Source organism: Hymenobacter pini, assembly GCF_020421205.1.
Classification (GTDB): Bacteria; Bacteroidota; Bacteroidia; order Cytophagales; family Hymenobacteraceae; genus Hymenobacter; species Hymenobacter pini.
The window spans coordinates 245,861-267,593 of record NZ_JAIZZH010000006.1; the positions used below are offsets into that span (position 1 = coordinate 245,861).

Here is a 21,733-nt window from a genome sequence, read left to right on the forward strand (position 1 = left end):
GAGCCGAGTTTAAGCCGGCAGGGCAGCCACAGCGGCGTTAATCCGCTCGGCAGTTTCCTGGGCTCCCAGAATGCTCATGATGTGCATCAGGTCGGGGCCGGCGGCGTTGCCGGTAACGGCTACGCGCAACGCCTGCATCACCTGCCCGATTTTCAGGCCCTGAGCTTCCAGCACCTGCGTGAGCAGGGCCTTGATGCCATCAGCCGACGTATCGGCCGCGCCGGGCAGTTGGGCGGCAAAATCAGCCAAAGCGGCCGATACCTGTGCGTTCCACTTCTTGCTGATTACCTGCTCGTCGTAGCTGGTGGGGCGCTGGAAGAACAACTGGGCCTCCTTCGCCAGGTCGGCGGGGAAGGTGGCGCGCTCCTTTACCAACGCGGCAATGGGCTCGGCTTGGCCGGCGGGCACCGTAATGCCCTGCTTGCTCAGCTCCTCGGTGAGGTACTGGGCCAATTCGGCGTCGGGCTTGGCGCGCAGATACTGCTCGTTGTACCAGCGCACCTTGTTCTGGTCGAAGCGGGCCGGCGACTTGCTCACGCGCTCAATCGAGAAAGCCTCAATCAGCTCGTCCATCGTGAACAGCTCCTGCTGGGTGCCGGGGTTCCAGCCCAAGAAGGCCAGGAAATTGATGAAGGCCTCGGGCAGGTAGCCCGATTCGCGGTAGCCGCTGCTCACAGTAGGCTCGCCGGTTTCGGCGTCTTTGCCGTGGAACTCCAGCGGGAATACCGGGAAGCCCAGCCGGTCACCGTCGCGCTTGCTCAGCTTGCCGGTGCCATCGGGCTTGAGCAGCAGGGGCAAGTGAGCAAACTGGGGCATGGTGCTTTCCCAGCCCAGGTAGCGGTACAGCAGCACGTGCAGCGGAGCCGAGGGCAGCCACTCTTCACCCCGAATTACGTGGGTAATTTCCATCAGGTGGTCATCCACGATGTTGGCCAAGTGGTAGGTCGGCATACCGTCCGACTTCATCAGCACCTTATCGTCAATGGACGACGAGTGCACCACTACCCACCCGCGGATAAGGTCGTTGAAGCGGATTTCTTCCTTGCGGGGCACCTTCAGGCGAATCACGTAGGGCGCACCCGAATCCAGCAGTTGCTGCACCTCCTCGGCCGGCAGGGTCAGGGAGTTGCGCATCTGGGTGCGCGTGATGCTGTTGTACTGGGGGTTAGGTACTTTGGCGGCCGTGAGGCGGGCACGCATAGCGTCTAGCTCCTCGGGCGTATCAAAAGCATAGTAAGCGTAACCGTCCCGGATGAGCTGGTCGGCGTACTGGCGGTACATGGGTTTCCGCTCGCTCTGACGGTAGGGGGCGTGGGGGCCGCCCTGCTCAATTCCCTCGTCGATTTCAATGCCGCACCACCGCAGCGAGTCCATAATGTACTGCTCGGCGCCGGGCACAAAGCGGTTCTGGTCGGTATCCTCGATGCGCAGCAGCATTTTGCCACCCAGTTTGCGGGCCAGCAGATAGTTATACAGCGCAGTGCGCACGCCGCCAATGTGTAGCGGCCCGGTGGGGCTGGGCGCAAAGCGCACCCGTACTTCTCTTTCCATAAGTCAGTCAGTTCGCGGCGCTTTCGGGTGGGAAAACGCGCTGCAAAGGTACAAAACACCTAGCGGGTACCCAGCACCGCCGCAACATTGTGTAGCTACCCCACAAAAACGCCACGAAGCAGGCAGCCTCGTGGCGTTTTTGTAGGATGTAAGAAGCGTGATCAGACAGCCTGCCGTCGGGCGCTTAGCCACAGCACCAGGCCTAGCAGCGTAATACCGCCTTTGATAACCCAGGCCATTGTAGAGCCCCAAGTGTTCATCCAATCCAGTAACGGAAATCGAAAGTTGGCAGGCAGGAGAAAAGGAGCCACCATGGCCACCAGTCCGGCTAAAAACAAAAAAATACCTAGCTCTTTCATAGCGTAAACATAAAGTGGTGAAAAGAATACATAATACCCGAAGGTAACGAATACTAATAGTATACTACTATGTAATTAGCCCACGGCAATGCAGGAAATTTCAACCAGCACGTCCTTTGGCAGGCGACTCACTTCCACGGTTTCGCGGGCCGGGGCATAATCAGCCTCGAAGTAGCTGCCGTAGATTTCATTGATCAGCCCGAAGTTGCCGAGGTCCTTCACGAAGATGCTGCATTTTACCACGTGCCGCAGCGTGAGGTCGGCCGCGGACAGCACCGCCTGCAGGTTGCGCATCACCTGGTGCGTTTGCTGTGCTACATCTCCTTCGCCTACCAACTGGCCATTGGCGTCCAGGGAAATCTGACCGGAAACATATACCGTGTTGCCAGCCTGGATGGCCTGACTGTATGGACCAATGGGTGAAGGGGCCTGAGGCGAGAAAATAATCGTGTGTGCCATGAAAAGTAGTAGAAGAGTGTATCGGACAGGAAGCTCCAAAGTACGGTAAAAACGGTTGGGCTAAAAGCAGAACGGCCACCCCGGAATTTCCAGAGTGACCGTTCTTACTTGGCTCAAGCAAGGCAAAACTATTCTACCGTCACCGACTTTGCCAGGTTACGGGGCTGGTCTACGTTGCAGCCGCGCAACACGGCAATGTGGTAGCTCAGCAGCTGCAGCGGCACCACCGATACCAACGGCATCAGTACTTCGCTGGTAGCCGGCACTTCGATGGTGAATTCGGCCATCTGCGGAATCACATCATCCCCTTCGGTTACGATGGCAATGATGCGGCCTTTGCGGGCTTTCACCTCTTGAATATTGCTTACTACTTTCTCGTAGGAGCTGTCTTTAGTAGCAATAACCACCACCGGCATGTTCTCGTCAATGAGAGCAATGGGGCCGTGCTTCATCTCGGCCGCCGGGTAGCCCTCCGCGTGGATGTAGCTGATTTCCTTCAGCTTTAGAGCGCCCTCCAGAGCAACGGGGAAGTTGTAGCCCCGGCCCAGGTACAGGAAGTTCGGTACGTCTTTGAAAATCTCCGAAATCTGCTCGATTTCCGTGTTGAGCTCCAGCGCTTTCTCCACTTTAGCCGGAATGTTGTCCAGCTCTACCATCAACTCACGCAGGCGGGTATCGGTGAGGGTACCACGCTTGTGGCCTACAATCATGGCCAGCAGTGTAAGCACCGTTACTTGGGCGGTGAAAGCTTTGGTGGAAGCCACCCCGATTTCCGGACCAGCGTGCGTGTAAGCGCCAGCATCAGTAGCGCGGGCAATGCTACTGCCCACCACGTTGCAAATACCAAAGATAGTAGCGCCGCGGCTCTTCGCCAGCTCAATAGCTGCCAGTGTATCGGCCGTCTCACCCGATTGCGAAATGGCAATTACAATGTCGCGCTCCGTAATAACGGGGTTGCGGTACCGGAATTCGGAAGCGTATTCAACCTCCACCGGAATACGGGCCAGATCTTCCAGTAGGTACTCGGCCACTAAGCCAGCGTGCCAGCTGGTGCCGCAAGCCACAATAATAATGCGGTCGGCATTCACGAATTTCCGCTCGTAAGCCCGCACACCACCCATGTTCAGGTGGCCGGCTTCCAGCTCCAGGCGGCCGCGCATGGAGTCGAGAATAGAGCGAGGCTGCTCGAAAATCTCTTTCAGCATGAAGTGCTCGTAACCGCCTTTTTCAATGCGGTCCAGCTCCAGCTCCAGCTTCTGAATGTAAGGCGTCTGCACTACATCCTCACGGGAGCGAATCTCCATTTTGCCGTCCTTGATAACTGCCAGCTCGTAGTCGTTCACATATACCACTTCGTTGGTGTATTCAATGATGGGCGTAGCATCCGAAGCCAGGAAGAACTCGCCTTCACCTACGCCAATCACCAGTGGGGACCCTTTACGAGCTGCAATCAACTGGCCAGGATTGTCCTTGCTGAGTACTACAATGGCGTAAGCACCTACTACCTCGTGCAGGGCTAAGCGCACTGCCTCTTCCAACGAGCAGTGGTTCTGCTTCTGAATTTCTTCAATCAGGTTCACGAATACCTCCGTGTCGGTATCCGAATGAAACACGTGGCCCTGCTGCTGCAAGTGCTGCTTCAGCGTAGCGTAATTCTCAATGATACCGTTGTGGATGATGGCAATCCGCTCCGAAGTAGAATAGTGCGGGTGAGCATTTACATCGTTCGGCTCCCCGTGCGTAGCCCAGCGGGTATGGCCCATACCAATGTGGGCGTGGGTATCCTGCTCACCGATGAAAGCTTCCAGATCGGCAACCTTACCTTTCTTTTTGTAAACCGTGAGCTGACCATTTAGCAGGGCCACGCCTGCTGAATCGTAGCCACGGTACTCTAGGCGGCGCAGGCCTTTGATGATGATGGGGCAGGCCTCACGGTGCCCAATGTAAGCGACAATCCCGCACATAGCAGTTGAATTATGACAGAGCAGAAAATTTCGGAGAAAGAAAAATCGGGCGGCAGCGGCAAAAGCCGTGCCGCCCTTATTGGCAGGAGAACCTGTCAGAAATTCTTGATTAGCGCAACTTAGAATAGTATACGCGGAGCTTGATGTTGTTGGCGTCCAGCTGCGCCCGGTTAAGGTTCAACGTAAGATTAGAGCGCAACGTTGGCGACAATAACAAGCCAGATGGAAGCTCGCCGTCTAACCGATTTTGGAGGTAAGCTTGCAGATATTCCGTCAGGGGTACAGCGTAATACTGAATAGGGTCTTGGCCGGTAGGCGTAACCGCCTGGGCTGCTGTACCTGGTCCGGCCGAAGTAGGTGTAAGACGTACACTTCCAACGGCCCCTTCTGCCGGCACCAGCCGGTCATAAGTCGTCGCCCCAACCGTTCTGGTCAAGATTTCGTTCTGGCTGTTGGCTTCGTACAGATATAGCCCACCAGGATACGGGAACAGCCCATTGCTGTTTTGCTTCACTGGCAACAGCAGTTCAGCCCGGTTGATGGATATATCGGTGTTATTCCGCAGGTTGTCCAGTCCCTGAAACTCAATGCGAGTGGCTAAACCGGTGCCGCCTTGGGCATAGGTGTAGCCACCGGATGCTACGGCTGGCAACTGGCTTTGCGTGGTGGTTAGCCCAGCGAAGGGTGTGCCGCTCAGGTCAGTGCTTAGCTGCGTAAAGTATTTACCGGGAGTAGAGGAATTGCTGTGGGCAAACCACACACGGTAGAAATGCGGCCGAACTTTCGTAACGGTGCCACTGGTAGTGGTACCAGTGTAATAGAAGATAATGGACGCGTTGGAGCCGGCATTAAATCCTACAATGTTGCCTTGATGGCTGGCAGAAGGTTTAATGGCAAAGCCCGATAACACTGCATCAAGCTTGCTTTGAGTAGGCGTACCGTCTTTCAGCGCATTGAACACTTGGTTGGCGAGCGTAGCCGTAGACGAGTTACGCAGCATCCGTATCCGCAACACCTGATCGGGGATGGAGGTGGTGATGACGGTAGTAGTGGTATCGGTGCTGTTGCCCGAAGCTACGCGCTGCTTCACCGTGCGGTAGCGATTGAGCGGAGCCAGCTGGTTGGTCAGCAGCGTAGTGCCCGTTGCTCCCGTGGAGGTAGAAGTGTACACCGTACGCTCATCCAGCGGCTGGGCCAGCGTCTGCAGGTCGTACTGCAAAGGTTGCGAGGCAGTACCATACACCCGGTCAAACGGCACAAACAGTACCGCCGAGTCTAGGCGCTGAGCGGTAAAGGTTGCGGGGATAGTATCGTTCGTGAGGGAACTGGGCAACACCTGCATATTCAGGTAAGCAGCGGCCGTGGTAGTACCCACGTACATATCCCGTAGCCGGCCTACCAGCACATGATCAGCCTTAATAGTTTCAATGGGTTGCTGCCGAACGGTAGAGGCCGACACTGGAAGGTCCAGGTAATTGGCCGTAATAGGAGAGGTGCCGGGTAGTTCGAGGCCCAGGTCGTTGGCCTTTTCACAGCCGGTAACCAAGCCCAACAGGCACACTGCAACAAAGGAAACCGAAGCAAGTCGGCTGGCGCTAGCTGGCCAATTCATTATAGAGAGCGTAGTAAGAAGTCAGCAGGTTGTCATCGGCGGCTACCTGCTCAATTTGTTTTTTGGTGGAGTACTCCGTGAACAACGTGTTCAGGTTCTCACTGAAATCTTCATCTGATTTCACCACGGCATCAGCATACTCCATGCCTACTTTAATGAAGCCGCCAAAATCGGCCGTCTTCAGCGAGGCCAGCATGTCGTCCTCAATGTCCAGCATCTTGGCCTTCTCCACAATGTCGCCCTCAAATTTGAAGTCGAACTCATTATTGTAGATGGTGAACACCGACTTGGCATCCTTGAAGATGGGGTCCTTTTTGTAGGTTGTCTTCAGGTACATCGGAATCAGGCCCGTCATCCAGTCGTTGCAGTGCACGATATCCGGCGACCAACCCAGTTTTTTCACAGTTTCCAGCACCCCCTTACAGAAGAAGATAGCCCGCTCGTCATTGTCAGAGTGGAACTTATCGTTCTTGTCGACCAATACGGACTTGCGGTGGAAGTAATCTTCGTTGTCAATGAAGTAAACTTGCAACTTCGCATTCGGGATGGAAGCCACTTTGATGATGAGCGGCTTTTCATCTTCGCCCACCGCAATGTTAATTCCTGATAGGCGCACTACTTCATGCAGCCGGTTTTTACGCTCGTTGATAATACCGAACCGGGGTACGAAAATGCGGATTTCCATCCCCATTTCCTGCATTCCCTGCGGCAGGCGCCGCAAAAACTCCGCTACCTTGGTAGTTTGCAAAAACGGGTTGATTTCCGTGGCAGCATAGAGTATTCTCAACTTAGACATAGAAAGTCAGTTGGGGTGTTTGAGGAAGGGCAACACTTTGGGATGCACAAAATTAAACATTTTTGAGGGAAATTTCAATCATGCCCGGTCGGCCGCCCGCCGAAGGACTGTTTTTACTCTATGGAGATACTGAATACCGCCGCCGCGTTGCAAGCCTTTTCAGAAAACGCTCGGCGGCAGGGGCAGCGCATTGGACTGGTACCTACAATGGGAGCCTTACACGAAGGCCACTTACAGCTGGTGCGGGCTGCCGCGCAGGAGTGTGATGTAGTGATAACCAGTATTTTCGTGAACCCCACGCAGTTCAACAACCCCGATGATTTCCGGCTGTATCCGCGCCTGCCCGAGGCCGATGCGGCTTTGTTGGCCCCGGCGGGCTGCACGGCGTTGTTCCTGCCCTCGGTGGAGGAAATGTACCCGCAGCCCACTGCGTTACGGTTTGATTTCGGGCCGCTGGAACGGGTAATGGAAGGGGAGCACCGGCCGGGGCACTTCAATGGGGTAGCTACGGTAGTAAGCAAGTTGTTCCACCTGGGCCGGCCGCACCGGGCCTATTTCGGGCAGAAAGACTTTCAGCAGGTAGCCATTGTGCGCCAGCTGGTACGCGACCTGTCATTTGACCTGGAGCTGGTGGCGTTTCCCACGGTGCGGGAGGCCGATGGCTTGGCCATGTCGTCGCGGAACCGACGGTTGTCGGCCGAAGCGCGAGCTCTGGCTCCGCGTCTGTATCAGGGGCTGCAACTGGCGGCGCAGTTGGTGCAGGCTGGCGCGCAAAGCCCGGCGGAGGTGCAACAGGCGGCCGAAGCGTACATACAAGCCGAGCCCGCCATTACGCTGGAATACGTGGCCGTGGTAGATGCCGACACTTTGCAGCCGCTGACGGAATGGCAGGCTGGCCGCCCAGTAGTTATTTGCTTGGCTGCTCATCTGGGTGGCGTGCGGCTGATTGATAATATAGTGATTTAAGAAACGAGCAGATGACGGAACAAGTGAGTGGCCTTAGCCAACTTAGGGATTCTGCCAGCTACCCATTCACAGTTTGTATCTTTGCGGGCCAAAAACCACCCGCTTCATCTAGGTCATGCACATCGAGGTACTGAAGTCAAAGATTCACCGCGTAAAAGTCACGCAGGCGGAGCTGCACTACGTGGGTAGCATCACCATTGATGAGGACCTGCTGGACGCGGCCAACATGGTGGAAAACGAGAAAGTGACCATTGTGAATATCAACAATGGGGAGCGTTTCGAGACCTACACTATTAAAGGGGAGCGAGGCTCGGGCATGATTTGCCTGAACGGGCCGGCTGCCCGCCGCGTAGCCGTCGGCGACATCATCATCATCATTTCCTACGCTCTCATTGATTTCGCGGAGGCCAAAGCCCACAAGCCCACGGTCATCTTCCCCGATCAGCACAACCGCGTAGCCTAACGTACCGGCCGCAACTCGTTGCGAATGGCTGGCTGTTCTGCTCCCGGAATAGCCAGCCATTTTTCTGCACTCACGGTGAGGTCGGCCATCTGATTTATTATGAAGCAACTGCTCAATATCGTTAAGTACGTTCTGTTGCTGGCCGTGTCGGTGCTGCTGATGCGTTTTGCCTTGCAAGGACAGGATCTGAGCCGCATTGGGCAGTACGTGCGCGAAGCCAACTACTACTGGTTGTTGATAACGATGGTGTTGTCGGCTTTGGGGTATTTCAGCCGGGCCTACCGCTGGAAAATGCAGATTGACCCCACCGGCCACCGCCCCCGCTACTGGGACGTGTACCACGCCATGATGGTGGGCTACCTGGCCAACCTGGTGCTGCCGCGCATGGGGGAGGTAATTCGATGCTCGGTGCTGCGCCGCACCAGTGGGGTGCCGGTGCAGGTAGCGTTGGGCACGGTGGTAACGGAGCGGGTGATTGATGTGCTGGTGCTGCTGGGCCTGCTGGGCGGCACCCTGCTGCTGGATTTCAACACCTTCTGGGCATTTGTGATGGACAAGGTGCTAGGCGGCCGCTACGACGCGCTGGCCCGCAACCGCACTCCTTTGCTGCTGGCCCTTGGCATTGCGGTGGTATTGCTGCTGGCGTTGGCCTACGCCGTGTTCCGCAACCTGGAGCGGCTGCGCCAGAATACTCTGTTTAATAAAGTGGCCGTCTTTGTAAAGGGGCTGCTGGCGGGAGTGTTTAGCATCATAAAACTGGAGAAGAAGGGTGCGTTTCTGTTCCACACCTTCTTTACCTGGCTGGTATACTACCTCATGGATTATCTGGCCTTCTTCGCCTTCCCGGCTACTTACGACCTGGGTATGCGGGCCGGCTTAGCAGTACTCACCTTTGGGGCGTTTGGCATGGCGGCCCCGGTGGCGGGTGGCATTGGGCCGTTCCACCTGATGGTGCAGAGCATTTTGCTGGTGTATGGTGTGAGCAAGGAGGCGGGCATTGCCTATGCGCTGGTGGTGCACGGCTCCCAGACGCTGCTGGTGGTGCTCATGGGTGGTATCAGCTTCGTAGCCAGCATGCTGAAATCGGGGCGGAAGGTGATGCAGCCCGAGGTTGCCGCCTGAACCCGGTAGCGCACTGTACCTTAGCGACCCGGTTGCGCAGCAGCCGGGCCGCATTGTTTTCTCAACCTAAGCAGACACGCCGCTATGCAGTGGACTAAAGACAAGATTCTGAGCCGGGAAGCGTTGCTGCCCGTGGTAGCCGGCTGGCAGGCCGCCGGTGAGAAGGTCGTGTTTACCAACGGCTGCTTTGACTTGCTGCACCTGGGCCACGTAGACTACCTCGAAAAAGCCCGGCACCTCGGCGACCGGCTGGTGGTAGGTCTTAACACTGACGCTTCCGTGAGCTGCCTCAAGCCCGGCCGACCCCTGCAGGACGAAGTGTCACGGGCCCGGGTATTGGCCTCGCTTTTGTTTGTGGATGCCGTAGTGCTCTTTGGTGAGCAAACCCCCTTGGCGCTGATTGAAGCCGTGCGGCCCGATATTCTGGTGAAGGGCGACGATTATCAAATCAGCGGAATTGTGGGTCACGAGGTAGTGTTACAAAACGGCGGCCAGGTACTTACCGTACCGTTGGTAGCCGGCTACAGCACCACCCGCATCGTGGAGCGCGTGTTGCGCGGTGCCTGACTTGCGGAGAGCTTCTGGAGGAAAGCCGCCGCGGGCAGTAGCCGGGCGCTTCTTTCACCTGAACCTCTTTTCTAGTCATGTACCATCTAAATCCGGCTTACATTATTGTGCTGCTCACCATGCTGGGCAGCTGGCTCATTCAAATGCGCCTGCGCAGCAAGTTTGAGCAATATTCCCAAGTAGGCCTGCGCAATGGCCTGAGTGGCCGCCAGATTGCCGAGCTGATGCTGGCCGACCACGGCATTACCGACGTGCGCATTATCAGCACCGAAGGCAAGCTCACCGACCACTACAACCCCACCGACAAAACGGTAAACCTGAGTGAGGGAGTGTACAACGAACGGAGCGCCGCCGCCGCTGCTGTAGCTGCCCACGAGTGCGGCCACGCCGTGCAGCACGCTACCGCCTACAGCGCCCTGCAGTTCCGCTCGGCTATGGTACCGGCCCTGAGCGCCGTATCGAAGTTTATGCCCATACTGCTGTTTCTGGGCGTAATAATGCTGCAAACTACGGCCCTGCCCCTGAAGATTGGTATAGCTTTCTTTTCCCTGACAACCCTGTTCAGCTTCGTGACGCTGCCCGTGGAGTTTGATGCCTCCAAGCGGGCTCTGGCTTGGATGGACAAGCGCAACATCGTAACCCCGCAGGAGCACGCCATGGCCAAAGACGCGCTGTGGTGGGCTGCCATGACGTACGTAGTAGCCGCATTAGGCTCCCTGGCTACCCTGTTCTACTACGTTACCCTACTGATGGGGCGCCGCCGCGACTAAGCCGCTGCAAGAGCTACACCTAGCGCCACCTCAGTTGCCTGAGGTGGCGCTAGGTGTTTTATTGGTGGTGTTAAAATTCTACAAAAGCAGCCCCGCCTTTCCTGCGGAGCTTGAAGCGGCACTATAGCGCTGCCGATGTTGTTATCAGGCCTCCGAAACAAAAATCTGGCTTCCGGGCTTATACGGGTCGGTTCCCAGAAAAAACTTGTGGCGTCTGCATAATCTGCAAAATCTGCAGTTTAATTTTGAGTCGCCAGCGAATTTACGCTTCGGCACAACCAGTCGCATTTTCCCATCCCACCCCTTATTTACCGCATGGATTTTCAGCTCACCGAAGAACAACTGGCCGTACAGGCCGCCGCACGCGACTTTGCGCAGAATGAACTGTGGGCCGGCGTTATTGAACGTGACGAGCACCAGAAGTTTCCCGCCGAGCAAATCAAGAAAATGGGTGAGCTGGGCTTTATGGGTATGATGGTGAGCCCCGAGTACGGCGGCGGCGGTATGGATACCGTGAGCTACGTGCTGGCCATGGAGGAAATCAGCAAAGTAGATGCTTCCTGCTCCGTTATCATGTCGGTGAACAACTCGCTGGTGTGCTGGGGCCTGGAGAAATACGGCACCGAAGAGCAGAAGCAGAAATACCTGACCAAGCTGGCTACCGGCGAAATCATCGGGGCCTTTGCCTTATCAGAGCCCGAAGCCGGCTCGGACGCCACCAGCCAGAGCACTACGGCCGAGGACAAAGGCGACTATTACCTGCTCAACGGCACCAAAAACTGGATTACCAACGGCTCGTCGGCTTCGGTGTATCTGGTAATTGCCCAGACGGACCCCGAGAAAAAGCACCGTGGTATCAACGCCCTCATTGTGGAGCGGGATACCCCCGGCTTCGTGATTGGTCCGAAAGAAAACAAGCTCGGCATCCGCGGCTCCGACACGCACTCCCTCATGTTCACCGACGTGAAAGTACCCAAGGAAAACCGCATCGGCGAAGATGGCTTCGGCTTCAAATTCGCTATGCAGGTGCTGGCCGGCGGCCGTATCGGTATTGCCGCGCAGGCGCTGGGTATTGCCTCGGGGGCGTACGAGCTGTCATTGAAGTATTCGAAAGAGCGCAAAGCCTTCGGAGTGCCCATTTCGCAGCACCAGGCCATTCAGTTCAAGCTGGCCGATATGGCTACCAACATCGACGCTGCTCGTCTGTTGTGCCTGCAGGCCGCCCACGATAAGGACGGTCACCAAGACTACGCCAAGTCTGGCGCTATGGCGAAGCTGTTCGCTTCCAAAACGGCTATGGATACGGCCGTGGAAGCTGTGCAGATTCATGGGGGCTATGGTTTCGTGAAGGAATTCCACGTGGAGCGCCTCATGCGCGACGCCAAAATCACCCAGATTTACGAAGGAACTTCTGAGATTCAGAAAATTGTAATCTCACGGGAAATTCTGAAGTAAGGTCTGAATTGCCTAAAAGTCAGGCTTATTGCACAAAACCCAGTCATTTATTGACTGGGTTTTGTGTTTGTGTGAATTTTTATATGTTATTTTGCATTACATAACTGCCGGGTACCATTTCCCGACCACACCGAGCCAAAACTAACCGCCCGCTAAAGATGGAAGATTATAATAAAGTAATAGAGTCGCTGGGGGTTCGCTACATTAAAGCGAAAAACCTGGTGCTACAGCAGCCCTTCACGGTGAAAAACTCCTACGATGTAGGCAACAACCTGATTCTGCTGCATAAGGGCCGTATTTCTTTCGGCGAAGAAGACCAGGCGGTGGAGGAAGGCGAAATGCTGTTCATTCCCGGTGGCCGTGCTACCAAGGTGACTTACGGCGAGTCATCGAGCAAGAGCATCACCAACGACGACCTGATTACCAATAAGGACAAGTTCTTCCACTCCAATTCCGACCTCGACCTGATTGGCGACGCCGAGGAAAGCCACTCGTTCGTGAGCTTCGAGGCCAAGGTGTTCGACTCGGTGAACTTCTTCGCCTCGCTGGATGTGCCGGCCTTCCTCATAACCGGCAACTCCAAGCTGGCGAACTTAGTGATTAAGGTAGTGGAGGAGAGCCTGCAGGAATTGCCCGGCCGCGAGCGGCTGATTACGATTTACACCGAGAATATTGTGGTGGAAATCGTGCGCTACATCCTGAAAAACAAGATGTTCGTGGAGCAGCTGGCTACCAACAGCACCTACTTCAAGGACCCCCGCCTCATCGACCTGTTCAACTACATCAAGGAGAACATCGGCGGCGACCTGTCGAACAAGGTGCTGTCGGGCGTGGCTAACGTGTCGGAAGATTACGTGGGGCAGTACTTCAAGATGCTCACCGGCATCAACCCGCAGGACTACATCGAATACCAGCGTATGGAGCGCGCCGTGTTCCTGCTGCGCACCACCAAGAAGAGCATCCGCGACATCGGGAAGGAAGTGGGCTACAAGGATACCGCGTACTTCTGCCGCCGCTTCAAGATGATGTTCGGTATTCCGGCCGGTAAAATGCGCCGCCGCGAATCGGCCATGAACATCTAATCATGGACTCAGACGGATTTTTCGAATTACACGGATTCCGTAAGTCGCTATACAAAGACAAGGCCGCCACTCCCGTTGGAGTGGCGGCCTTGTCTTTGTAGGAAATGCGAGAGTAGTATCGGTGTGCTGCTCTGGGGAGTTATAGCCGGGGAGTAGTATTGCCGATGGAGTCGTCCACAAAATCCGATACATCCGATTCCATCCGGGAAAATCCGTGCTCTTGATTAAACTGGTGTACCGTGCGCGACATTTCAGCCAGAAAATCGGGGTCTTTCTCGATGTGGTTGCCGATAACGATGACGTCGGCCCCGGCGGCCAGGGCGGCGTGGGCCTTTTCGGTGGTGTTGATGCCGCCGCCCACTAGCAGCGGAACGTCTACGGCTTGGCGCACGGCCTGAATCATGGCCGCCGACACGGGGTACATGGCGCCGCTGCCGCCGTCGAGGTACATCAGGCGCAGGCCCAGCTGCTCGCCGGCCATGGCCGTACAGGCGGCAATGCTGGGCTTATCGTAGGGCAGGGGCGTAGTGCCGCTGATGTAGCTGGCCGTGGTTTGGCGGCCGGTATCCACCAGCATGTAGCCGGTGGGCAGAATCTGGAGGCTGCTGGCCCGCAGCAGGGGGGCCGCCAGTACGTGCTGGCCGATGAGAAACTCCGGGTTGCGGCCCGAAATCAGGGATAGTAGCAGAATGCCATCGGCCTGGGCATCGAGGTGCAGGCTATGGCTGGGAAACAGCAGCACTGGCACCGTTGAACGGCTCTTGATAAAACGAATGAGGGCAGCCTGATGCGCACTCGTCACCAGGCTGCCACCCACAAAAAAGTACTCTACTGCGTGTTGCTCACTGAGCTCCAGGATACGCTGGCACCCGGCTTCGTCCAGATTGTCGGGGTCGAGCAGGACGGCCAGGGACTTCTGGCCGCGCATCCGGCGCTTGTTCAGGGCATCATGCAGGCTGGTGAGGCGCATCCGCGTCGTCGTGGTGATAAGTAAAGTCGATATCCTTGGTTTCAGGCTCCGCATGTTGCGGGCTTGCCGTTGCAAGGTCGGGATTTTTGAGGATTGGCAAGTACTCCCCGGCCTTCTTCGCCACATAAGCCATCAGTACGGCCGAGGCCTGCGCTACCAGCATCTTGCCAGTGTCAGACTGGAGGAACGATTTCACGGCCGATGCTAGGATAGACGAGGCCTCACCGGACTGAGGCTGGGGCTCGGGACGGTATGCCCGCACGGGCAACGACGCAGCGGCGGCCGAAGCGGTTGGCTGAAACGGGTCGGCATCGGTGTGGTACACGTCGGGGGCAATGTCGGCCCGTTCCGAAGCGGGGTGCGTGTGTGTCCGGCCTCGGTCGAACTGGTGATGACCGGAGCCAAAGCCCAAGTCGTCGGCAATGGCAGTGTCGGCGGCAGTGGTGGCCGGGCGGCGGGAGCGAGGACCGGGCTTAAGGTGGCGGTTATATTCCTGGTCCCGGGCAGCTAGCTCCTTTTTGTGCTTGCGGCCGCTCAGGGCCTTGCTCAGCAGCCAAGCACCGCCCAGAATACCGGCTCCAATGGCCACGTATTTGCTCACCTCCTGGGTTTTTGCCTTGATTTCCTCTACGTCGCCCAGCAGGGCACGCTCGTATTCCAGCTTCTGGCGCTCCAGAAACTCCTTCTCATCTTCAAACAACGGGTTATGCAGGTCGGCCATGAGTGGGTTAGGCTTGGCGTTTGTCGGATTTGTAAATAGTGTTGTTCAGCAGCTTGTCGGCCAGCCCTTGAAAAAGCTTCTTGTCGACTCCCACCACAAAAATGATGAGGAGCAGCAAATAAAAGCCCGCTACAATACCGAAGCCCCAATACGGGCTATCCAGCACGTCGTTGAGCAACAGGGCCACGAACAGGTTCAGGAACACGAAAAACAGGAGCCCAATGAGGGCCAGCGTGATACCGTGCACCGTACCCACGAAGGCCGTTTTTACTTTCTCTTGCGCTTCCAGCCGCACCAAATCAATGCGCGTATCGAGGTAGCCCATTAGGTTGCCCATCAAATTATCGGTGCGGGGCGTTTTGGAGGTGTCGTCTTCAGTGGAGAACAAGGCCATAGGGAGAGAATTTGCGGAAAACAATGTTACAGGTGCACCAGCTCCAAGCCGGCAGATTACCAGTTTCACAGTAGCAACCTCTTACGGAAAAGGCCATACGATGTCTGAAAATTGCCGTACTTTTAACTATATACCCCTTTCCCGTTGAGTCAGAATCACTACCAGGTATTAGGAGTTGCAGCATCGGCGTCGGCTCAGGATATCAAACGGGCATATAAGCGGCTGGCGGTGCAATACCACCCCGATAAGCACGGGGGCAGCACGCTGTATGAGGAGCTATTCAAGGCGGTAGCGCTGGCTTACCGGGTATTAAGCGACCCAGGCCGCCGGGCGCAGTACGATTATCAGCTGCAGCTGGCCGCGCGCCGGGCCGCGGAGGAGCAGCAGCGGCAACAGTACCGGCAGCATAGCCAGCGGGTGTACGGCGTACCAATGCCGCCGCCGGCTCCCCTGCGCACCCGCCCACCGGCGGGTTCGCACGAGCGGCACTACCGGCCTATTCCCCGGCAAAAAGTGCGCTTCACCCGCCGCGACTATTGGGTAACGGCCTTAGCCGGCTTGGGCTTTCTACTGTTTATTCTGTCGGTGAAGGTGACGATGGACCACGTATCAGGGGTGCGTAACTACGAGCGGGGTGTAGCGGCCTTCGCGCAGCGCAACTTTGAGGGGGCACACAGCTACTTTACCGACGCCCTGCATTTCAAGCCCGGCTACGAGCCGGCCCTGCGACGGCGCGGTGAGGTGGAGCAGTTGATGCAGCATGACTACGAAGCGGCCCTGCGCGACTACACAGCCGCCCTGCAAACCGGAGACGCCGCTCGTCCCGGTGTGCTTTGGCTACGCGTGGGCCAGTGCCGGGCCCGGTTGCGCCAGCCAACGGCCGCGCAGCACGCCTACCAGAAAGCCTTGCAGCAGGATAGCACCCTGGTCCGGGCCGGCTTGCTGCGCGGCGAATACCTGTTATTTGAAAAGCAGCAGTTTGCGCCTGCCGCCGCGTTGTTCAGCCAAAGTTTGCGGCACACCCAGGATCAAGCGCAGCTGCAGGCCCGGCTCCTGACGTTTCGGGGGTTGGCCTGGCTGAAACTGCAGCGCTTCGATGCTGCGCAGAGCGACTTTTGGGATGTGCTGACCATTACTCCGCGCAGTGGACAGGTGTATTTTCTGCTTGGCCGGGTAGCTCAGCAGCAACGCTCGGAAAGAGCCTGCGAATATTTTCAGAAAGCGGTGCTACAAGGCTACGAGTTTGCCCGTGCTGCGCAGGATACTACCTGCACCGGTAGCAAGCCAAGCACTGCGCCAGCAACTGCCAGTAAATAAAAAAGGCCCTCTCCGCGTCCGGAAAAGGCCTTTTACTAAATAAAATATTGATAAGGAGTGTGGTGGAATAGGGGGATATGATACCGTTTCAGCTATAAGACCGGTATTGGAGAAAATACCCCTAACGAAGCTCAACAATTATTTATCCCACCACACAGGAGTCGTCAGCAGGTCGGGGCCCTGGCGGCTCACGGCCTGCTGATAGGCAGTCGTATTCAGGCGCTGCTCAATGCTGGGGTAGCGGAGCCGGCGAGGTACCTGGCCATTTGTTTCGCCCAGGCTCTGGCCAGGGCGCAGGCGCGGAAAACCAGTGCGACGATACTCGGCAAACGCCTCAAATCCGTTGTGCCCGAATAGGGAAAGCCATTTCTGGGTAATAATCTGCTCCAGGGCCCGGCCGGGCTCGTATTGAACACCGGGCTGTTGCAGATAGGTGGTAGCCGCTGCAGGAGAGGTAACGCCCGCTAAAAGCAGGGCCTCGCGCACACCGGCGTTGTACCAGCTTTCGGCGCTGCCCGTAGCGTCCCAGCCCCGCAGGCAGGCCTCCGCCCGCAGAAAACACACTTCGGCATAAGTCAGCAGGTTCTGGTCATTGTTGGGTGACTGGTAGCGCTGGCCGCCCTGGCTGAAGTTATCCGGATTGTACTCGGCCAGAGTTAATTGCGTAACAGAAAGCCCATTGGGCATACCAGCCCACGTAGATGTAGTGCCCGCTAGTGGAGCCGCAAATACCGGCAGACGTGGGTCACGGTACCGAACCAAATACTCAATAAGCGTAGCGCTAATACGGCAATCATTGAATCCTAGTATCGTGGCAAGCGGGTTCTGGTTGATGCGGACGCTGCCGCCGGTGTTTCGCATAACCGCCGATTCGGGCCCGCTCTGCATAACGCCGGCTGCTAAGGCGGCCCGCACTTGCGTGGCGGCTAAACTAGGGTCTGCCTCTGACAGGCGCATGGCCATGCGCAGGCGCAACGAATTAGCAAATTGCTTCCAACGAAGATTGGCCGCTGCCACCGTGGTAACCCGATTTACGGCCTGAGGATTGGCATACAGCAAATCGGCCGGCCCAAAGTTCTCAGTCTTGGTATCGTCGAGGGCTGCTGCTGCTTCGGCCAGCTCGCGTAGTATACTGGTATAAATGGCAGCCTGGGCATCGTAAGTGGGCTGCGTGTTGGCGCTGGCACCACCAAATGCGGCCGTGTACGGAATATCTCCCCAGTAATCCGTCATGCGCTGGAACAGGAACGCCCGCCAGATGCGGGCCTGGCTGAGGCGGTTTACCTGGGTTGGATCATCCTGCACCAACCGGATGGCCTGCTGCAGATCCATACCGTAGCCAGTGTAGAAATGGTCCCAAAACTTGCTAGCCCACTGGTCGTTGCTCTCGTACCGATCCGTATTCACTTCCGGCTTGGAATTGGCAAAATACTGAACCCAGAGGTTGGCGTGCAGGTGCTCGCCAACCTCAAAGTCACTATCGTAAAGGGTGCCGTACTTCAACGCCCGGGAAAAGAGCTCATCGGGTGTAACGGTGGTAATAGTGGTCGGATCGGTATTGATGTCCGCAAAACGGTCGGTGCAGGCTGTTAGCACCAGCATACCCGTGATGGGCAACGCCCGCCGAAAAAACCAGAACCTCATACCTCAGAACTCCAACGTCAAGTAATAACCCAGGCTGCGACTATGCGGGTAAGCGCCCGACTCAATGCCCTGCGCCAAACTCAAATTATACGCCGACTCGGGGTCGAAGCCCTGGGTGGCGCGGTACAAAAAGGCCAGGTTGCGGGCGGTGAGGGCAATGCTGGCGCTACGCAGCCGCCCTACTTTGGCTACCCAGGTGGCGGGCAGTTGGTAGGTCAAGCTCAGCTCCCGCAGTTTTACAAAGGAGGCATCGTACACGAATGGTTCCGAAGCGCTGGCTAAGCGGGCCCAATACAGCTGCGGGTCAACGTACCGGCTGCTGGGCGTGTAGCTACCATCCGGGTTCTGCACCACGCCTTCCACTAGTAGCCCGCCGGTGGGCGTCCAGTTCTCGGGCGTTACACCAGCGGCCAGGCGGGCATCTTCGGAGGCGTACCAGCCCGCGCGCCCGGCCAGGGTGGCGCGGGTGTTGCCGAAGGCCGTAGCCTGTTGCTGCGTTACGGAGTAAATAGCGCCGCCCCAGCGAGCGTCGAGCAGGGCGTATAAGCGGAATTGCCGGAAGCGCACTTCGTTGGCAAATCCCCCAAACCACTTCGGCTGAAAATTGCCTAGCCGCTCCATGGTGGCCAGGGGCTGCAGCGGGAGGCCATTGGCACCCAGTAGCAGGCGGCCATCGGGGGCGCGGCGGAGCCGGGTGCCGTACAAGTCGCCGAAGGGCTGCCCGACGCGCGCTACTACGGCTACGTTATTGGACTCTGCGCCCAGCAGATACGTTTCATCGGTGGAGCCAAGCCGGACTACCTTGGAGCGGTTAGCAGCCCAGTTGAGTGTAGTCGTCCAGCCAAAGCTACTCCCCAGTTGCAACGGGGTGGCCGTGGCCGTTAGCTCTATGCCTTGGTTTTGAATATTACCAGCGTTGATGAGCTGAGTACGGAACCCGGAGGAAGGCGCTATGGGAACGGCCGTTACTTGGTTGTAGGTGTTGGTTCGGTAAACGGTAACATCCAGCGCCGCCCGGTTATGGCTGAAAACCAGCTCAGAACCTAACTCTACGCTACGGGTAATCTGGGGCTTCAGGTTTAGCGGGGCCAGCTGGTCCTGCAAGCTGGCAAACGGCTGATCCAGGTGCGAGGAGCCTACACCCGGTGCTTCCGTCATGCCCGAGGTGCTGGTATCGTACTTGGTGGTTAACTCATACGGGCCGGCTCCCTTACCAACCCGCGCCCACGAGGCCCGGAGCTTACCCTGCGTCAGCCAGTCAGACTGCATCCCCAGCAAATCGGTATAGACCACGGCCAGCGAAGTGCTGGGGTAGAAGTACGACCAGTTGCCCTTTGGCAGCGTCGAGTCCCAATCGTTGCGGCCGGTTAGCTCCAGAAAAACAACGTTGCGGTAGTCTACCTGGGCCCGGCCGTACAGCGACTGGACCTCCATGCGGGAAAAGGCATACACGGGGCTGGCCGTAGCCAGGTTGGCCAGCGCGAATACGTTGGGCTTTACGAATCCCTGGCCGGTAATGCCTTTGGTTTCGCTGCGTTTCTGCAACAGGTTGCCAAACAGCTGCCCCGTAAACTGCCACGCGGCACCTACGCGGCGCTGCCCATTCAGAATAAAGTCCAGATTATCTTCCCGGGCAATTATCTTGGAAGAGCCCAGCCCACCTCGGTCGGGAACGGCGGTAGAGTTCCAGGAAGTGTAGCTGGCGTATCGGTAGCCTAGGTCGGTGGTGTATCGGTCGGTGCCGGCGCGCACCTGCAGCCATAGATTGTCGGCAAACGTGTAGCGCACCCGGGCCGAGCCGTTGAGCCGGTGCTGCACCATGGTGTTGGTATTCAGGTACGCTGCCCAGTAAGGGTTTTGCCGGCTGGTGGTCTGCGACGGAAACAGCGGGTTCTGGTTCCAGACGATAGGCTGGAGGTTGAAGTCGTTACGGTACGGCTGCAGGTCGTCTAGGTCGATGCTGCGGGGCATCACGGCAAACTGCGTCATCACATTATCAGGATGAGCGGCCAGCATAGGACGGTTGAAGCCATTTGTGAATACATACGCTGCCTTCACCTCTGCTACCGCGCGGGGTGTTAGGTGGGTAGCGCTGCGGGCCGTAATAAAGTCCCGCACGAACAGGCTGTTGGGATAGGTGTTACGGTTACGCAGGTCCGTAACGGCAATGCGCAGGCTTTGCCCGCCGGAGCCGGCCCGCAACGCTACGGAGTTGGTAGTGGTGAATCCCGTCCGAAAAAAATTCCGGGGATTACCGGGCTGGGGCAGGAACGGTTTTACCTGGTTGTTCCAGTGTCTCACCAACTGCCCCGTCATGCGGGGGCCCCAGCTGCCCACCGTTGTACCGGCCATCTGCACCTGGGGGTAGCCATCCGGAGTTAGCTGTAACTGCCCAGTGGCATCCGTAAGAAAGTGGCCCTGCTGTCCCTGGCCATATTCGTTCTGATAATCAGCCAGCAACTGTACCCGGTCGAAGGTGGTGTTGGAGCTGACAGATACGCCCAGGCCCTGCCCGCCTTGCTTGGTGGTAATGATAAGAGCCCCATTGGAAGCCCGGTTGCCGTACAGCGCGGCGGCGTTGCCCCCCTTCAGCACCGAAATAGATTCAATATCCTCGGAATTGATGGTGGAAAGCCCGTCGCCGGAGTCAAAGCCCCCCAAGCGGGTGGGTTGAAGCAGGCTACGGTTGTCAATGGGCACCCCGTCCACCACAATCAGCGGGCGGCTGTCACGGGTGAGCGACGTGTAGCCCCGTAGGATAACATTGGTAGAGCCCGCGGGACCCGCAGCGTTACGGCTTACCAGCACGCCCGCCAAGCGGCCACTCACGGAGTTAACAAAATTTGGTTCCCGGGCAGTTACCAGCTCACTGCCCGGCAGGGTCTGCACGGCGTAGCCCAGGGCCCGGCGCTCCTGGGTAAGACCCAGCCCGGTTACCACTACCTCGGCCAAGGCCCGCGCATCGGTCTGGAGCTTCACCTCCAACATGCTTGCCCGGGCAAGCCGCACTTCCTGCGGAGTAAACCCCAGGGAGCTAACGACAATAATCGAGTCTGTAGGGGTTAGGGGTAGCCGAAAGAGCCCGTCCGCTGATGTGGCGGTGCCTCGCTGGCTGCCGCGCACTACCACACTGGCGCCCGGCAAAGCAGTACCGGTCTGGCCATCCAGTACCCGGCCCTGCACCACCCGCTCCATGTTGACGGGGGCAGCCGTTAAAACAATCTGATACCCAATTAAGCGGTAGTTGAGACCCAACGGGGGCAGCAGTTGCCGCAAAACCTGCTCCAGAGGAACATTGGTGACCTGCAGAGCCGACACCAATTGCTGGGATGCCGGCGCGCTACCATAAATAAACCGATAAGCGGTTTGGCGCTCCAACTCCTGTAACACGGCCGAAAGCGGCTGTTGTTGCTGTAGCCGGAGGGTTACCAGCGGAGTCTGACTCTGTGCCTGTGCGGCCCCTGTTAGCGCCAAGCTGGCAAGCAGCAGACACGCTCGTTGGCCCGCTGTGCTTCGCCTAT

General features: G+C 57.4%; 18 protein-coding genes. 8 read left to right on the forward strand and 10 right to left on the reverse strand.

Features of this window, described 5'->3' with window-relative positions:
* Positions 1 to 9 precede the first annotated feature (9 nt).
* From gltX to LF252_RS20720, 5 genes are all read right to left on the reverse strand, one after another.
* Positions 10 to 1,551 carry a glutamate--tRNA ligase gene (gene gltX, locus LF252_RS20700; RefSeq protein WP_226271495.1) on the reverse strand — a complete coding sequence of 514 codons (1,542 nt, stop codon included), beginning with the start codon at positions 1,549 to 1,551 and terminating at the stop codon, positions 10 to 12.
* Between the two features lie 434 nt (positions 1,552 to 1,985).
* Positions 1,986 to 2,369: a RidA family protein gene (locus LF252_RS20705; RefSeq protein ID WP_226271496.1), complete on the reverse strand. Its 384-nt coding sequence runs from the start codon at positions 2,367 to 2,369 to the stop codon at positions 1,986 to 1,988.
* Between the two features lie 128 nt (positions 2,370 to 2,497).
* Entirely contained in the window at positions 2,498 to 4,333 is a 1,836-nt protein-coding gene (gene glmS / locus LF252_RS20710) for a glutamine--fructose-6-phosphate transaminase (isomerizing) (RefSeq protein ID WP_226271497.1), read from the reverse strand.
* 109 nt (positions 4,334 to 4,442) lie between these two features.
* On the reverse strand, positions 4,443 to 5,945 hold the full coding sequence (locus LF252_RS20715; protein ID WP_226271498.1) for a DUF4270 family protein: 1,503 nt from the start codon (positions 5,943 to 5,945) through the stop codon (positions 4,443 to 4,445).
* Positions 5,929 to 6,741 (reverse strand): glycogen/starch synthase, encoded by an 813-nt coding sequence (locus LF252_RS20720; RefSeq protein ID WP_226271499.1) that lies wholly within the window; start codon positions 6,739 to 6,741, stop codon positions 5,929 to 5,931. Before LF252_RS20720 ends, LF252_RS20715 begins: the two co-directional genes overlap by 17 nt.
* A 120-nt stretch (positions 6,742 to 6,861) precedes the next feature.
* Between LF252_RS20720 and panC the strand changes: the two genes are divergently transcribed.
* The 7 genes from panC to LF252_RS20755 all read left to right on the forward strand — a co-directional run bounded on the left by panC (position 6,862) and on the right by LF252_RS20755 (position 13,166).
* Positions 6,862 to 7,707 (forward strand): pantoate--beta-alanine ligase, encoded by an 846-nt coding sequence (gene panC / locus LF252_RS20725; RefSeq protein WP_226271500.1) that lies wholly within the window; start codon positions 6,862 to 6,864, stop codon positions 7,705 to 7,707.
* A gap of 115 nt (positions 7,708 to 7,822) precedes the next feature.
* The gene (panD, locus tag LF252_RS20730; RefSeq protein ID WP_125426649.1) at positions 7,823 to 8,170 is read left to right on the forward strand and encodes an aspartate 1-decarboxylase; all 348 of its coding nucleotides are present in this window, start codon (positions 7,823 to 7,825) and stop codon (positions 8,168 to 8,170) included.
* 99 nt (positions 8,171 to 8,269) lie between these two features.
* A complete protein-coding gene (locus LF252_RS20735) occupies positions 8,270 to 9,292 on the forward strand; it encodes a lysylphosphatidylglycerol synthase transmembrane domain-containing protein (RefSeq protein WP_226271501.1) in 1,023 nt (340 codons plus the stop codon).
* Between the two features lie 84 nt (positions 9,293 to 9,376).
* Positions 9,377 to 9,859, forward strand: coding sequence for a D-glycero-beta-D-manno-heptose 1-phosphate adenylyltransferase (gene rfaE2, locus LF252_RS20740; RefSeq protein WP_226271502.1), 483 nt, complete (start codon positions 9,377 to 9,379; stop codon positions 9,857 to 9,859).
* A 77-nt stretch (positions 9,860 to 9,936) separates the two neighbouring features.
* Complete coding sequence (locus LF252_RS20745) at positions 9,937 to 10,629, forward strand: zinc metallopeptidase (protein ID WP_226271503.1); 693 nt, start codon at positions 9,937 to 9,939, stop codon at positions 10,627 to 10,629.
* Between the two features lie 315 nt (positions 10,630 to 10,944).
* Entirely contained in the window at positions 10,945 to 12,084 is a 1,140-nt protein-coding gene (locus tag LF252_RS20750) for an acyl-CoA dehydrogenase (protein WP_226271504.1), read from the forward strand.
* Between the two features lie 158 nt (positions 12,085 to 12,242).
* Entirely contained in the window at positions 12,243 to 13,166 is a 924-nt protein-coding gene (locus LF252_RS20755; protein ID WP_226271505.1) for a helix-turn-helix domain-containing protein, read from the forward strand.
* 139 nt (positions 13,167 to 13,305) lie between these two features.
* On the opposite strand, the gene LF252_RS20760 is transcribed toward LF252_RS20755, so the two are convergent.
* The 3 genes from LF252_RS20760 to LF252_RS20770 are packed head-to-tail and all read right to left on the reverse strand — an operon-like array spanning position 13,306 to position 15,251.
* Entirely contained in the window at positions 13,306 to 14,136 is an 831-nt protein-coding gene (locus tag LF252_RS20760; RefSeq protein ID WP_226271506.1) for a geranylgeranylglyceryl/heptaprenylglyceryl phosphate synthase, read from the reverse strand.
* Positions 14,114 to 14,857: a hypothetical protein gene (locus tag LF252_RS20765; RefSeq protein WP_226271507.1), complete on the reverse strand. Its 744-nt coding sequence runs from the start codon at positions 14,855 to 14,857 to the stop codon at positions 14,114 to 14,116. The genes LF252_RS20760 and LF252_RS20765 overlap by 23 nt, the downstream gene beginning before the upstream one ends.
* 7 nt (positions 14,858 to 14,864) lie before the next feature.
* On the reverse strand, positions 14,865 to 15,251 hold the full coding sequence (locus LF252_RS20770) for a phage holin family protein (protein ID WP_226271508.1): 387 nt from the start codon (positions 15,249 to 15,251) through the stop codon (positions 14,865 to 14,867).
* 144 nt (positions 15,252 to 15,395) lie between these two features.
* Between LF252_RS20770 and LF252_RS20775 the strand changes: the two genes are divergently transcribed.
* Positions 15,396 to 16,568: a J domain-containing protein gene (locus LF252_RS20775; protein WP_226271509.1), complete on the forward strand. Its 1,173-nt coding sequence runs from the start codon at positions 15,396 to 15,398 to the stop codon at positions 16,566 to 16,568.
* A 138-nt stretch (positions 16,569 to 16,706) separates the two neighbouring features.
* Here LF252_RS20775 and LF252_RS20780 read toward each other — a convergent pair whose 3' ends face one another.
* Positions 16,707 to 18,212 carry a SusD/RagB family nutrient-binding outer membrane lipoprotein gene (locus tag LF252_RS20780; RefSeq protein WP_226271510.1) on the reverse strand — a complete coding sequence of 502 codons (1,506 nt, stop codon included), beginning with the start codon at positions 18,210 to 18,212 and terminating at the stop codon, positions 16,707 to 16,709.
* A gap of 3 nt (positions 18,213 to 18,215) precedes the next feature.
* Positions 18,216 to 21,602, reverse strand: a complete 3,387-nt coding sequence (locus tag LF252_RS20785) for a SusC/RagA family TonB-linked outer membrane protein (RefSeq protein ID WP_226271511.1) — start codon at positions 21,600 to 21,602, stop codon at positions 18,216 to 18,218.
* Between the last annotated feature and the right edge of the window lie 131 nt (positions 21,603 to 21,733).

Bases quoted from the DNA above. Each gene is read 5' to 3' on its own strand.
- gltX (WP_226271495.1), bottom strand. From the start codon at position 1,551: ATGGAAAGAGAAGTACGGGTGCGCTTTGCGCCCAGCCCCACCGGGCCG.
- LF252_RS20705 (WP_226271496.1), bottom strand. From the start codon at position 2,369: ATGGCACACACGATTATTTTCTCGCCTCAGGCCCCTTCACCCATTGGT.
- glmS (WP_226271497.1), bottom strand. From the start codon at position 4,333: ATGTGCGGGATTGTCGCTTACATTGGGCACCGTGAGGCCTGCCCCATC.
- LF252_RS20715 (WP_226271498.1), bottom strand. From the start codon at position 5,945: ATGAATTGGCCAGCTAGCGCCAGCCGACTTGCTTCGGTTTCCTTTGTT.
- LF252_RS20720 (WP_226271499.1), bottom strand. From the start codon at position 6,741: ATGTCTAAGTTGAGAATACTCTATGCTGCCACGGAAATCAACCCGTTT.
- panC (WP_226271500.1), top strand. From the start codon at position 6,862: ATGGAGATACTGAATACCGCCGCCGCGTTGCAAGCCTTTTCAGAAAAC.
- panD (WP_125426649.1), top strand. From the start codon at position 7,823: ATGCACATCGAGGTACTGAAGTCAAAGATTCACCGCGTAAAAGTCACG.
- LF252_RS20735 (WP_226271501.1), top strand. From the start codon at position 8,270: ATGAAGCAACTGCTCAATATCGTTAAGTACGTTCTGTTGCTGGCCGTG.
- rfaE2 (WP_226271502.1), top strand. From the start codon at position 9,377: ATGCAGTGGACTAAAGACAAGATTCTGAGCCGGGAAGCGTTGCTGCCC.
- LF252_RS20745 (WP_226271503.1), top strand. From the start codon at position 9,937: ATGTACCATCTAAATCCGGCTTACATTATTGTGCTGCTCACCATGCTG.
- LF252_RS20750 (WP_226271504.1), top strand. From the start codon at position 10,945: ATGGATTTTCAGCTCACCGAAGAACAACTGGCCGTACAGGCCGCCGCA.
- LF252_RS20755 (WP_226271505.1), top strand. From the start codon at position 12,243: ATGGAAGATTATAATAAAGTAATAGAGTCGCTGGGGGTTCGCTACATT.
- LF252_RS20760 (WP_226271506.1), bottom strand. From the start codon at position 14,136: ATGCGCCTCACCAGCCTGCATGATGCCCTGAACAAGCGCCGGATGCGC.
- LF252_RS20765 (WP_226271507.1), bottom strand. From the start codon at position 14,857: ATGGCCGACCTGCATAACCCGTTGTTTGAAGATGAGAAGGAGTTTCTG.
- LF252_RS20770 (WP_226271508.1), bottom strand. From the start codon at position 15,251: ATGGCCTTGTTCTCCACTGAAGACGACACCTCCAAAACGCCCCGCACC.
- LF252_RS20780 (WP_226271510.1), bottom strand. From the start codon at position 18,212: ATGAGGTTCTGGTTTTTTCGGCGGGCGTTGCCCATCACGGGTATGCTG.